This is a genomic window from Sodalis sp. (in: enterobacteria) (assembly GCF_036327475.1).
Classification (GTDB): domain Bacteria; phylum Pseudomonadota; class Gammaproteobacteria; order Enterobacterales; family Enterobacteriaceae.
Genome location: NZ_CP132913.1, coordinates 1,155,396 through 1,169,065, shown reverse-complemented (window position 1 = coordinate 1,169,065; position 13,670 = coordinate 1,155,396). Strand labels below are relative to the sequence as shown.

Here is a 13,670-nt window from a genome sequence, read left to right as displayed (position 1 = left end):
TTTGCGCCGCAATGACAACAGATCATTTGCCGGTGCCGTTTTGCGGTCGCGCAGGACGGGATGCGCGCTGGCGTACTAGAGCAGACGCTGGCGGCGTTTCAGGCGCCGCGCGAGGACATACTTGCCTGACGGGTCCGGCCTTGGGCCAACGGCATTTGAGGTGGGCTGGGCGCTGAGGTTAAAAGACGCCTTATCTACCCGCCACGACCCCGCGGCCGCCGGCGCGTTCATCCCGTGTGGCGAAATTATCTGGCCGATCTCTATCAATTAGCGCGTTTACCTCTGAGAATGGCCGGGACCGCGCCGTATTATGGCGATGAGCATTGCACGAAAAAAACAACACTTTTCTCCTATTTAGCGCGATGATGTCACCGGGCGTATGGTAGCTTTTGGCTGATACAATCTCTTGCCGAAGAGGTCCAGGATGGATAGCAACAATCTTCCCGCTTGTTGGCGAAATATCCCTTGAATTTTAAGTAAACGACCTTATTTAATTTCCAGGGTAGCAATTTTGACCAATATGGGAGGAGTTATGCGTCTGGATCGTCTTACCAATAAATTCCAGCTTGCCCTCGCCGATGCTCAGTCCATAGCCCTCGGGCGCGACAATCAATTTATCGAACCCTTACATGTGATGGCGGCCCTACTGAAACAGGAGGGCGGCACCGTGCGTCCGCTTCTGCAATCCACAGGCGTCAACATCGTGCCGTTTATCAGCGCGGTAGAGCAGGCCTGTGAGCGCCTGCCGCAGGTGGAGGGTACTGGTGGCGATGTGCAGCCTTCGCAAGATCTGGTGCGCGTGCTTAACTTGTGCGACAAGCTGGCGCAAAAACGCGCCGACAGTTTCATCTCATCAGAACTCTTTGTTCTGGCCTCGCTGGAATCGCGCGGTACGCTGGCCGAGCTACTGAAGTCGGCAGGCGCCACGACGGCGATGATTACTCAAGCGATTGAGCAAATGCGTGGCGGTGAACAGGTAAACGATCAGGGCGCGGAAGATCATCGCCAGGCGCTGAAAAAGTTCACCATCAACCTGACCGAGCGTGCCGAGCAAGGCAAACTTGACCCGGTGATTGGCCGCGACGAAGAAATTCGTCGCACGATTCAGGTGTTGCAACGTCGCACCAAAAATAACCCGGTTCTCATCGGTGAACCCGGGGTGGGTAAAACCGCCATTGTCGAGGGGCTGGCGCAGCGTATCGTCAACGGCGAAGTACCCGAAGGCCTAAAAAACAATCGGGTATTGTCGCTGGATATGGGCTCGCTGGTAGCCGGCGCGAAATACCGCGGTGAATTTGAAGAACGGCTGAAAGGCGTATTGAGCGATTTATCCAAGCAGGACGGCAATGTCATCCTGTTTATCGACGAGTTGCATATTATGGTTGGTGCCGGTAAGGCAGACGGTGCGATGGACGCCGGTAACATGCTCAAACCCGCGCTGGCGCGCGGCGAATTGCATTGCGTGGGGGCAACGACGCTTGATGAATATCGCAAATTTATCGAGAAAGACGCAGCTCTGGAACGGCGCTTCCAAAAGGTTTTTGTCGCCGAGCCGAACGTTGAAAATACCATCGCTATCCTGCGCGGATTAAAAGAGCGTTATGAGCTACATCACCATGTACAGATAACTGACCCGGCCATTGTCGCTGCCGCGACGCTGTCTCATCGTTATATTGCCAACCGGCAATTACCGGACAAAGCGATTGACCTTATCGATGAAGCCGCATCCAGTATTCGTATGCAAATAGACTCCAAACCGGAAGAACTGGATCGTCTGGAGCGACGAATTATTCAACTGAAGCTGGAACAGCAAGCGCTAAGGAAAGAATCGGATGACGCCAGTCTCAAGCGGTTGGCGATGCTTAATGATGAACTGGCGCAAAAAGAGCGCGCTTATTCTGAACTTGAAGAGGAATGGAAAGCGGAAAAAGCCTCTTTGTCGGGCACGCAGCATTTGAAAGCGGAACTGGAACAGGCAAAGATTTTGATTGAGCAGGCGCGTCGTGTCGGCGATCTGGCGCAGATGTCTGAATTGCAATATGGCAAAATCCCCGAGCTGGAAAAACAGCTGGCGACGGCTTCCCAATCCGAGGGCAAGGGTCTGCGCCTACTGCGTAACCGGGTGACCGATATTGAGATAGCCGAAGTGCTAGCTCGCTGGACGGGTATCCCGGTATCACGGATGTTGGAAAGCGAACGGGTGAAGCTGCTACGCATGGAGCAGGATTTGCATCAGCGGGTTATTGGGCAGAATGAGGCGGTGGAAGCGGTGTCTAACGCCATTCGCCGCAGCCGTGCGGGACTGGCGGATCCTAACCGGCCCATCGGTTCCTTTATGTTCCTAGGGCCGACCGGGGTAGGTAAAACGGAGCTATGCAAAGCGCTGGCGACATTTTTGTTCGATGGTGACGATGCCATGGTGCGTATCGACATGTCCGAATTTATGGAAAAACATTCGGTGTCGCGGTTAGTTGGTGCTCCTCCAGGCTATGTGGGTTACGAAGAAGGAGGCTATCTGACCGAAGCAGTGCGCCGTCGGCCTTATTCAGTTATTCTGCTGGATGAGATCGAAAAAGCGCATCTGGATGTCTTCAATATTCTGCTGCAAGTATTGGATGACGGACGCTTGACCGATGGTCAGGGACGTACGGTGGATTTTCGCAGTGCCGTGGTGATCATGACCTCTAACCTAGGGTCAGACATCATTCAAGAGCGTTTCGGCCAGATGAACTATCAGGAGATGAAGGATGTCGTGCTGGAAGTTGTCAGCCATCATTTCCGGCCGGAGTTTCTCAACCGTGTGGACGAAGTTGTCGTCTTCCATCCGCTAAGTTGCGAGCACATCACCGAGATTGCCCAGATTCAGCTACAGCGTCTGTACCGGCGTTTGGAAGAGCGGGGTTATACTGCAACCATCAGCGATGAGGCGTTGGCGCTACTCGGCAGATCCGGTTTCGATCCAGTGTATGGCGCACGACCGCTGAAGCGCGCCATTCAGCAAGAGATCGAAAACCCGCTATCACAGAAGATCCTATCTGGTCAGTTGTTACCAGGTAAACCGGTTAAGCTTAATGTACGAGGGAATCATATCGTTGCCAGCCAATAACCACGCCTAGCGAGCGGAGGATTACCGCGGGCCACTCCCGTCGGGGCCGGAACTTAGTGCGCCATTGGGCAGCACTTCGTGCGCGGTCTCATTGGTTTTTGGCGTTTTGTCCGAATGCCCCTCTATTGGCAACGTCTGTTTTGTCGCGGTTGCTGTATATTTCGCCAGTTAAAACTTATTTTGTCACCGGTCGTGAAGGTCCTATAATGCGCCTCCACTGACCGGGAGCAGTCGTTGCGACTTACCGGCTCAGCCAGAGGCAAGCGGTCCACGAAGGTTAAATAAAAGCTTGACTCTGCAGCGGAAAAGCGTAGTATACGCCACTTGTACCGGTAGAGGAATTACCCTCCCGGACACGCTCTTTAACAATTTATCAGACAATCTGTGTGGGCACTCATAAGACAGTATCGATACACGAAATATCAAGTCTTGAAGAGTGAACAACGAATATTCATAGGAATACCAGTTTTAATTCTTTGAGCATCAAGCTTTTAATTGAAGAGTTTGATCATGGCTCAGATTGAACGCTGGCGGCAGGCCTAACACATGCAAGTCGAGCGGCAACGGAAAGAAGCTTGCTTCTTTGCCGGCGAGCGGCGGACGGGTGAGTAATGTCTGGGGATCTGCCCGATGGAGGGGGATAACTGCTGGAAACGGTAGCTAATACCACATAACGTCGCAAGACCAAAGTGGGGGACCTTCTGGCCTCACACCATCGGATGAACCCAGATGGGATTAGCTAGTAGGTGGGGTAATGGCTCACCTAGGCGACGATCCCTAGCTGGTCTGAGAGGATGACCAGCCACACTGGAACTGAGACACGGTCCAGACTCCTACGGGAGGCAGCAGTGGGGAATATTGCACAATGGGGGAAACCCTGATGCAGTCATGCCGCGTGTGTGAAGAAGGCCTTCGGGTTGTAAAGCACTTTCAGCGGGAAGGAAGGCGATGGCGTTAATAGCGCCATCTGTTGACGTTACCCGAAGAAGAAGCACCGGCTAACTCCGTGCCAGCAGCCGCGGTAATACGGAGGGTGCAAGCGTTAATCGGAATTACTGGGCGTAAAGCGTACGCAGGCGGTCTATTAAGTCAGATGTGAAATCCCCGGGCTCAACCTGGGAACTGCATTTGAAACTGGTAGGCTAGAGTCTCGTAGAGGGGGGTAGAATTCCAGGTGTAGCGGTGAAATGCGTAGAGATCTGGAGGAATACCAGTGGCGAAGGCGGCCCCCTGGACGAAGACTGACGCTCAGGTACGAAAGCGTGGGGAGCAAACAGGATTAGATACCCTGGTAGTCCACGCCGTAAACGATGTCGATTTGAAGGTTGCGGCCTTGAGCCGTGGCTTTCGGAGCTAACGCGTTAAATCGACCGCCTGGGGAGTACGGCCGCAAGGTTAAAACTCAAATGAATTGACGGGGGCCCGCACAAGCGGTGGAGCATGTGGTTTAATTCGATGCAACGCGAAGAACCTTACCTACTCTTGACATCCAGAGAACTAGGCAGAGATGCCTAGGTGCCTTCGGGAGCTCTGAGACAGGTGCTGCATGGCTGTCGTCAGTTCGTGTTGTGAAATGTTGGGTTAAGTCCCGCAACGAGCGCAACCCTTATCCTTTGTTACCAGCGATTCGGTCGGGAACTCAAGGGAGACTGCCGGTGATAAACCGGAGGAAGGTGGGGATGACGTCAAGTCATCATGGCCCTTACGAGTAGGGCTACACACGTGCTACAATGGCGCATACAAAGAGAAGCGATCTTGCGAGAGTCAGCGGACCTCATAAAGTGCGTCGTAGTCCGGATTGGAGTCTGCAACTCGACTCCATGAAGTCGGAATCGCTAGTAATCGTGGATCAGAACGCCACGGTGAATACGTTCCCGGGCCTTGTACACACCGCCCGTCACACCATGGGAGTGGGTTGCAAAAGAAGTAGGTAGCTTAACCTTCGGGAGGGCGCTTACCACTTTGTGATTCATAACTGGGGTGAAGTCGTAACAAGGTAACCGTAGGGGAACCTGCGGTTGGATCACCTCCTTACCTAAACGATACGTTAAGTGACGTGCCCACACAGATTGTCTGATAACTACCACGAGCAAGAAACCTCCTATAGGCTTGTAGCTCAGGTGGTTAGAGCGCACCCCTGATAAGGGTGAGGTCGGTGGTTCAAGTCCACTCAGGCCTACCAGTTACACTTATCCCGATGAATGAGACCGCAGCGTGTTGTTGTCAGGCAAACGTGTCAGGCTGTGTTCAGCATGCGGTGAAAAGAAGATTGGCTGTCGCCCTGTTTATTGACTGTGGTGAACGAAGCATTACCTGGCATGCAGGTAGACCAGGCATATGCAAGATGAACGACTTGGGGCTATAGCTCAATTGGGAGAGCGCCTGCTTTGCACGCAGGAGGTCAGCGGTTCGATCCCGCTTAGCTCCACCATTCATGGAATGTATTTGTGGGATGAGCGATTTTTCTGTCGTTGATTTGTTTCAGAGCGCGTTTGATAAACGCGCTCTGAAATATCGTGCTCTTTAACAATCCGGAATAAGCTGAAAATTTGAAACACATGCTGAAGTGCAAGCTCAGCATGTGAGTCTCTCAAACGAAGTAAGCAAACCTGAGATAACGCTTAACGTTATCACTGTCGTGCGATAGGCGCTGTCGTTTCAGCCCGGTCCTCACAGACTGTGCCGAGTCTCGCCTGTATGGTGAGACTCAAGCGAGACGACGCAAGTGACTGAAAGCCCGGAAGTCGTGGCAGACCGTCGAACCAAATGCAGACAGCTCAGGGTTGTGAGGTTAAGTAACTAAGCGTATACGGTGGATGCCTAGGCAGTCAAAGGCGATGAAGGACGCGTTAATCTGCGAAAAGCGCCGGTGAGCTGATATGAAGCGTTATCAGCCGGCGATGTCCGAATGGGGAAACCCGATGCAATTCGTTGCATCATCGTCAGGTGAATCCATAGCCTGACGAAGCGAACCAGGGGAACTGAAACATCTCAGTACCCTGAGGAAAAGAAATCAACCGAGATTCCCCCAGTAGCGGCGAGCGAATGGGGAACAGCCCAGAGCCATCATCAGCTTGCGCATCAGGAGAACGGTCTGGAAAGTCCGGCGACAGAGGGTGATAGCCCCGTATCCGAAGGTGCGCTTGTTGTGAGCTCAATGAGTAGGGCGGGACACGTGATATCCTGTCTGAAGATGGGGGGACCATCCTCCAAGGCTAAATACTCCTGACTGACCGATAGTGAACCAGTACCGTGAGGGAAAGGTGAAAAGAACCCCGGCAAGGGGAGTGAAATAGAACCTGAAACCGTGTACGTACAAGCAGTGGGAGCATCCTTCGGGGTGTGACTGCGTACCTTTTGTATAATGGGTCAGCGACTTATATTCTGTAGCAAGGTTAACCATATAGGGGAGCCGTAGGGAAACCGAGTCTTAACTGGGCGTTTAGTTGCAGGATATAGACCCGAAACCCGGTGATCTAGCCATTGGCAGGTTGAAGGTTGGGTAGTACTAACTGGAGGACCGAACCGACTAATGTTGAAAAATTAGCGGATGACTGGTGGCTGGGGGTGAAAGGCCAATCAAACCGGGAGATAGCTGGTTCTCCCCGAAAGCTATTTAGGTAGCGCCTCGTGAAGTCATCTACGGGGGTAGAGCACTGTTTCGGCTAGGGGTCCATCCCGGATTACCAATCCGATGCAAACTGCGAATACCGTAGAATGTTATCACGGGAGACACACGGCGGGTGCTAACGTCCGTCGTGAAGAGGGAAACAACCCAGACCGCCAGCTAAGGTCCCAAAGTCATGGTTAAGTGGGAAACGATGTGGGAAGGCCCAGACAGCCAGGATGTTGGCTTAGAAGCAGCCATCATTTAAAGAAAGCGTAATAGCTCACTGGTCGAGTCGGCCTGCGCGGAAGATGTAACGGGGCTAAACCATACACCGAAGCTGCGGCAGCGACACGTATGTGTTGTTGGGTAGGGGAGCGTTCTGTAAGCCTGTGAAGGTGACCTGTGAGGGCTGCTGGAGGTATCAGAAGTGCGAATGCTGACATAAGTAACGATAAAGCGGGTGAAAAGCCCGCTCGCCGGAAGACCAAGGGTTCCTGTTCAACGTTAATCGGAGCAGGGTGAGTCGACCCCTAAGGCGAGGCCGAAAGGCGTAGTCGATGGGAAACAGGTTAATATTCCTGTACTGGGTGTGACTGCGAAGGGGGGACGGAGAAAGCTAGGTTCGCCGGGGGACGGTTGTCCCGGTTCAAGCGTGAAGGTGGAATGAGCAGGCAAATCCGCTCATTCTTAACATTGAGGCGTGATGACGAGCCACTACGGTGGTGAAGGAATTGATGCTACGCTTCCAGGAAAAGCCTCTAAGCTCCAGGTCACATCGAATCGTACCCCAAACCGACACAGGTGGTCAGGTAGAGAATACCAAGGCGCTTGAGAGAACTCGGGTGAAGGAACTAGGCAAAATGGTGCCGTAACTTCGGGAGAAGGCACGCTGGTGTGTAGGTGGAGGGCCTTGCGCCCCGAGCTGAAGCCAGTCGCAGATACCAGCTGGCTGCAACTGTTTATTAAAAACACAGCACTGTGCAAACACGAAAGTGGACGTATACGGTGTGACGCCTGCCCGGTGCCGGAAGGTTAATTGATGGGGTTATCGCTTGCGAGAAGCTCTTGATCGAAGCCCCGGTAAACGGCGGCCGTAACTATAACGGTCCTAAGGTAGCGAAATTCCTTGTCGGGTAAGTTCCGACCTGCACGAATGGCGTAATGATGGCCAGGCTGTCTCCACCCGAGACTCAGTGAAATTGAACTCGCCGTGAAGATGCGGTGTACCCGCGGCAAGACGGAAAGACCCCGTGAACCTTTACTATAGCTTGACACAGAACATTGAGCCTTGATGTGTAGGATAGGTGGGAGGCTTTGAAGTGCGGACGCCAGTCTGCATGGAGCCAATCTTGAAATACCACCCTTTAATGTTTGATGTTCTCACTCAGGCCCGTCATCCGGACCGAGGACAGTGTCTGGTAGGTAGTTTGACTGGGGCGGTCTCCTCCCAAAGAGTAACGGAGGAGCACGAAGGTTAGCTAATCACGGTCGGACATCGTGAGGTTAGTGTAAAGGCATAAGCTAGCTTGACTGTGAGAGTGACAGCTCGAGCAGGTGCGAAAGCAGGTCTTAGTGATCCGGTGGTTCTGCATGGAAGGGCCATCGCTCAACGAATAAAAGGTACTCCGGGGATAACAGGCTGATACCGCCCAAGAGTTCATATCGACGGCGGTGTTTGGCACCTCGATGTCGGCTCATCACATCCTGGGGCTGAAGTAGGTCCCAAGGGTATGGCTGTTCGCCATTTAAAGTGGTACGCGAGCTGGGTTTAGAACGTCGTGAGACAGTTCGGTCCCTATCTGCCGTGGGCGCTGGAAGATTGAGAGGGGCTGCTCCTAGTACGAGAGGACCGGAGTGGACGCACCACTGGTGTTCGGGTTGTCATGCCAATGGTATTGCCCGGTAACTACGTGCGGAAGAGATAACCGCTGAAAGCATCTAAGCGGGAAACTTGCCTCAAGATGAGTCTTCCCTGAGGTCTAGAGCCTCCTGAAGGGACGTTAAAGACGATGACGTTGATAGGTCGGGTGTGTAAGCGCTGCGAGGCGTTGAGCTAACCGATACTAATGACCCGTGAGACTTAACCTTACAACACCTGAGCTGTTTGAGAGCGAGCCACAAAAGTGCAGGTAATACCACCAACACCTGCAGCAAATGCAGGCAAAATGTGGTCGCTCATGTGCTAAGAGACAAGACACGAGACACCATCAGTGATGTTCCGGATAACGCCCGATGATCACGTAAGTGAGGGTTGGGTAGCCAGAGCCCGGAGCCCTCCGTACGGCGAAAGCGGTGCAGACAACGAATTTGCCTGGCGACACTAGCGCGGTGGTCCCACCTGACCCCATGCCGAACTCAGAAGTGAAACGCCGTAGCGCCGATGGTAGTGTGGGGTTTTCCCCATGCGAGAGTAGGAAACTGCCAGGTATCCATTTTAAAAAGGTTGTGCTGGTTAATATCGGGCCACAAACAGTGTCGACAGGAGCATAAGCACCCAGAATATCAACGGGCGTCTCACCCCCTTTCATGCTAATCTGGTGCGTGTCATGTTCGATGGTGCGGTAGTTCAGTCGGTTAGAATACCGGCCTGTCACGCCGGGGGTCGCGGGTTCGAGTCCCGTCCGCACCGCCACTTTCATTTAGGGGCGTAGTTCAACTGGTAGAGCACCGGTCTCCAAAACCGGGTGTTGGGAGTTCGAGTCTCTCCGCCCCTGCCAGCCATGGAAGCCCTTCCTAATGCGAAGGTTTTTGTTTTTCCCTGTGTGCCCCGACGCTCAGACTGAATCAACTAAACATATGTACAAAATATTGATCGTTCAGGGTGAAATGGTGCCCATACCGGTAACAAGATAGATGGTCCGTTAGTTATCCAGCAATGCTGTCCCAAAAGCGTCCGTCCATAAGCCGGCGGCGTGAAGCCGGGCGCGCCTCAGTCCTACAAAATAAGGAAGCTCACACGTTCGTGATGGTAGCGAACAAGTGCATGATAAATAGCATTGGCAATAAGTGAATCCGCCTGCAGTTTAACATTAAAAATCGTCGATGCGTAGCAAAAGCAGAAAAACCAAATTAAAACGGTGCGCTCCTTTATCACGCCGGTAGTCGCCATCAGCTGGACGACGCCAGTATTTCAGGAAGCCAAGGAAGCTACCTCCGCAGTCGCATCTAACAGCGTGCATGAGGGTAAACACCGGTGAGTGGCGGGTGAGGTGAAGGATGCCGGGGATAAAGCCTGTAACGTCATAGAGCTACAGGGTACGGTCGGCGCCAGCGTTACTATTAACCATAAAAAGGTTTTGCAGACGGCATCAGTGGGCATTCCAATATAAAAACCATTCGTCAGCAGTGCAGTCTGGATACTGCACCCATAGTAGAAGTCATAGAAAGTTTTATCACAGAGGAACAGGTGGTAAGAACATTTGCGTCGTTTACGTCCACACCGATCAGCGCTTATACAGGCGATTGGCGATTAAAGAACCCGGTTTAAGATCGGGCTCGCAGATTAAAGTGATCTCAATCGACAGCGTACCGGATATCTTTAAAAGCGATGATGAGCAGGGAAGCCAATGCGACGGTCGAGTTGACTCCTAACGGTTGAGTTGACTCCTATGCAGTCCTATGCAGTCCTATGCAGAATGTAAGCGACTCGTGATTGCTGTTTCCGGATGCGGCCAAGAAGAACATGGGCTACTAACAACGGTATTGACTTCGCCGTCTACCACGGTAGCAGCTAGTGCGTCAGTGACGGGAAAACGACATAGCATCAGCACTGCTTCTGGAGCTTCAAGGCGTCAGCGTGGAATTTCCTAGCGAAAATCCCTCCAGCAGTGGGCTTGACCTTGCATGGCGGTGAAGTAGTGACGTTGTTGGGTAAATTATCCACTTCCGCCACGGAGAATATCATTCTGCGTTACAGGCACAGCATCAGCGATTCGTTTATTCGCCTGCTGAGTGCTGACGGGATGAGGATTGCCGGGTATGCCGAGCGTGTCATTGTCTTGCGCGATCGTCGGCGCGTGGCCGAGCTAGCGTGTCAGCAAATCTTGGTCGCCGGCATCATGCAGGCCATTACCGCGTAACCTAGCTAGAAGGCCACCCTTGAGCAGTAAACCCCTGTCTACGCCGGCCGGTGCTCGGCGGATACGCTGGAGCATGCCCTCTGGCAGCACGTAAGGCCTAAACGCTGCTGGTTATCTTGATTATTACGATCTGGTCTCGCCGCATTTTTTCGTTGCATATTCAGGACAGCAGGTTGTTCGGCAGCGTAATTGACACCGTCAATCGCGGCGCGCTGGCGGCTTTTCTGGCGCTTGGCATGACGCTGGTTATCGCCAGCAGCGGTATTGATCTGTTCGTCGTGGCAGTTATGACAATCATTGGGGTCGCGTGCGAGCTCTGGAACGGTTTTCTCATCACCATACTTAGGAGTAATCTATCGTCGCCGCGCTAATTCTGATGGTTGCCGACCGCGGTGTGGCGCGACTGATTATCGAAGGCTAAATCATAACCTTCGATAATGCGGCGTTTGGCAAAATCGGCCACGAGGCACTGTTATGGTTGCCGGTACTGGTGATCATCTCCGTCGCCATGTTTATGGGTGCTGACCCGTAAAATCGCGCTAGGCTGTTTATCTAGGCGGCCTCAATACCCGTCTGGTGCTGATGGTAGTGTATATGCTATGTGCCATCAGCCGATATTATCATTACCGGCGACTTGGGCGTATGCTAATTAATGGAGTTAGACGCCGTATTAGCCGTGGTTATCGGCGGCTGCTCGCTGTTTGGCGGCCTTTTCGCCTTTTCATTTACCGTTATCGCTGGTGGGTCTCATTCTTCATGGCATGAATACCGGTATCTTGCTTTCCGGTTATCAGCCTGAATTTAACCCGATCGTAGAAGCGATGTGGTACTGCCGGTTCTCGTAGTACAGTTACCGCGAATGTCGTTGTCGGTGTTGCGAAGGTACCACTAATGCTAAAACGTAATTTGCCATTGGCGTTTTACTATCTTGGTTTTCATTACTGGTTACCTATACTGTCTGAGCCAATATTCTGGCCTTGCCTCCACGTGAGTCAGATGCTCTGCGGCTACCGACGTTTATCGTCATCCTGGCCAGCATGTGTTTTCTTGCGCGGAATGAATTTTACTTTGTCGCGGGAGTCGGTTCCTGTTGTTCACCCATAGTATGACCTGCTGGCTAACTCTAGACCTGGCAGCCGCCCTGCAACGTCAGGCTCACTTTGTTGACGCTTATCAGGTAGTGGCGGTGTGATGCCATAGGCGGCAATGGTTACTCCGCCGCCCTGGTGGCAGGCTGCTAACAAGCACGACGGTGCGGATATATTGTTGTCGAGTTTCCTGGCGATGCTGTCGGGCATTATCTTTTCTTTTTTACCTCGGCGGAGGTGATAGCAACGATAGACGCTATCACACTGCCAGTCAGCAGCGTCGGTACCTTGCTGGATACGCTGTGCAAATATACGCCTCTTGGTGTGATGATCCAAAGATTGATCCAATACCATTCGATTCGGCTTTATTTGCCCGCGGTGCGAGTCGTCATAGCACGGCGGTTTTCAGCAGTTGTTGAATTATCGGGCGCTGATCGCTGTTTTGCAGCCATACCGCATACAGTGGACGCACGATGGTTGGCACATCACTAACGGGCCGCAAATCTGGAAACCGCTCTGCCCAATGACTTGGCAGAAAGGCGCAGGCGGCGGTGATCTGTAATAGCCGGCAGGTTAATTGCGCCGATGTGGTGATGACGAGCGGTGCCTGCTGATTAATCTGTAACCGGTTTTCGTGCGCATGAAAATCAGCTCCCCATTCAAGCTGTATATAAGGTCGCTTATTGTTAACCAGTTCGCCGCCGCTGGTATCAGCGAACAGTGTCAGGGAAAAGCTACCAAGCTGCTGGCTGATCAACTCTTCCATTTTTGGCGCTTCGGTGGTAATCATTAAATCCAACTGGCGTTCATGCAGCTCTCTAATCAGCCCCTGGCGCAGCGCAATGCGTGCCTCCAGCTGGAGGTTCGGCCACTGTTTATAAAGATTTTGCAGCCAATCTCCAAGCCACGCCTCCCACAGTGATGCACCGGCGCCAATGGACAGTGAATTGCGCTGCAAAGAGCGAGTCACTTCCTGCTTGGCGACCTGCCAGGTGATCATCAGATTTTCGGCATAGGGCAACAGGTGTTCCCCCGCCGCCGTCAAGCGAATGTTATTTCTATGACGGGTAAACAGTCTTACGCCCAGTTGGGTTTCCAACTGGCGGATGCGAAAGCTGACCGTTGATTGTGTCAGATAAAGCGCTTCCGCTGCTCGTCCGAAATGTCGGGTACGGCTTACTTCCAAGAATGTTTTCAGTAATTCCGTGTCCACTGCGTTCTCCAAAAAAATTTGTCGTACTGATTAAAATGTTTCATTTTACAGAAAGTCAACCCTAAATAATACTCCGCGCCATAAACAGCGTGGCTTATTGTAGTAAGAGATGGGAGCGTGTAAGATGGCAGACAGCTTTTTTACTTCTACTCGTTACTTTGATAACAAAAATTATCCTCGCGGCTTCTCTCGGCATGGTCATTTCACCATTCGAGAAGCACAGTTATTGGAGCGTTGCGGCCATGCCTACAATGATTTGGACAGTGGAAAACGGGAACCTGTAACCGATGAAGAGCGGCAGTTTGTTGCAGTGTGCCACGGCGAACTTGCCCCCACCAATGAACATGAGAAGGTCTGGTTCAAATACATAGGGCATACTCGCCGCCCCAAGCGTTTTCATACCCTTTCCGGTGGTAAACCACAGATGGATGTGGTAGAAGACTACACTGACGCTGAAGATTAAAGAATGCGGTCCCTTTGTTTTAACACTTATTCCCGCTGTTGCTACAGCTTGTGCAGTAGCCGAACGATGCAGCGATAGCTAAGGGCTTCCGCCAGGTGATTCCGGCTAATT

The 13,670-nt window shown here is 52.5% G+C and carries 5 protein-coding genes, 4 tRNA genes, 3 rRNA genes and 1 pseudogene; 12 read left to right on the top strand and 1 reads right to left on the bottom strand.

What is annotated here, in order from left to right; genetic code table 11:
• Positions 1-532: 532 nt before the first annotated feature.
• The 11 genes and pseudogenes from clpB to GPOALKHO_RS06295 all read left to right on the top strand — a co-directional run bounded on the left by clpB (position 533) and on the right by GPOALKHO_RS06295 (position 11,166).
• A complete protein-coding gene (gene clpB / locus GPOALKHO_RS06345; protein WP_406701754.1) occupies positions 533-3,106 on the top strand; it encodes an ATP-dependent chaperone ClpB in 2,574 nt (857 codons plus the stop codon).
• Positions 3,107-3,598: 492 nt separating this feature from the next.
• Positions 3,599-5,140, top strand: a 16S ribosomal RNA gene (locus tag GPOALKHO_RS06340).
• 71 nt (positions 5,141-5,211) lie between these two features.
• Positions 5,212-5,288 (top strand) — tRNA-Ile (locus GPOALKHO_RS06335).
• Positions 5,289-5,461: 173 nt separating this feature from the next.
• Positions 5,462-5,537: transfer RNA gene (locus GPOALKHO_RS06330), tRNA-Ala, on the top strand.
• A gap of 358 nt (positions 5,538-5,895) precedes the next feature.
• A 23S ribosomal RNA gene (locus GPOALKHO_RS06325) occupies positions 5,896-8,804 on the top strand.
• Between the two features lie 222 nt (positions 8,805-9,026).
• Positions 9,027-9,143 (top strand): 5S ribosomal RNA (gene rrf / locus GPOALKHO_RS06320).
• Together the 16S, 23S and 5S rRNA genes with 4 tRNA genes alongside form the textbook arrangement of a ribosomal RNA operon.
• A 128-nt stretch (positions 9,144-9,271) precedes the next feature.
• A tRNA-Asp gene (locus GPOALKHO_RS06315) sits at positions 9,272-9,348 on the top strand.
• 9 nt (positions 9,349-9,357) lie between these two features.
• Positions 9,358-9,433 (top strand) — tRNA-Trp (locus GPOALKHO_RS06310).
• A 306-nt stretch (positions 9,434-9,739) separates the two neighbouring features.
• Positions 9,740-10,308 (top strand): annotated as a pseudogene (locus tag GPOALKHO_RS06305) (sugar ABC transporter substrate-binding protein); the annotation flags it as partial.
• Positions 10,309-10,543: 235 nt separating this feature from the next.
• Positions 10,544-10,795, top strand: coding sequence for a hypothetical protein (locus tag GPOALKHO_RS06300; protein ID WP_406701752.1), 252 nt, complete (start codon positions 10,544-10,546; stop codon positions 10,793-10,795).
• A 116-nt stretch (positions 10,796-10,911) separates the two neighbouring features.
• Positions 10,912-11,166, top strand: coding sequence for a hypothetical protein (locus GPOALKHO_RS06295; protein ID WP_406701751.1), 255 nt, complete (start codon positions 10,912-10,914; stop codon positions 11,164-11,166).
• Positions 11,167-12,271: 1,105 nt separating this feature from the next.
• On the opposite strand, the gene hdfR is transcribed toward GPOALKHO_RS06295, so the two are convergent.
• Positions 12,272-13,096, bottom strand: a complete 825-nt coding sequence (gene hdfR, locus GPOALKHO_RS06290; RefSeq protein ID WP_406701750.1) for an HTH-type transcriptional regulator HdfR — start codon at positions 13,094-13,096, stop codon at positions 12,272-12,274.
• Positions 13,097-13,220: 124 nt separating this feature from the next.
• Between hdfR and GPOALKHO_RS06285 the strand changes: the two genes are divergently transcribed.
• Positions 13,221-13,559 (top strand): DUF413 domain-containing protein, encoded by a 339-nt coding sequence (locus tag GPOALKHO_RS06285; protein ID WP_406703414.1) that lies wholly within the window; start codon positions 13,221-13,223, stop codon positions 13,557-13,559.
• Positions 13,560-13,670: the final 111 nt, after the last annotated feature.

Excerpts from the sequence above, each read along its gene's own strand:
- GPOALKHO_RS06285 (WP_406703414.1), top strand. The coding sequence starts at position 13,221 with ATGGCAGACAGCTTTTTTACTTCTACTCGTTACTTTGATAACAAAAAT.
- clpB (WP_406701754.1), top strand. The coding sequence starts at position 533 with ATGCGTCTGGATCGTCTTACCAATAAATTCCAGCTTGCCCTCGCCGAT.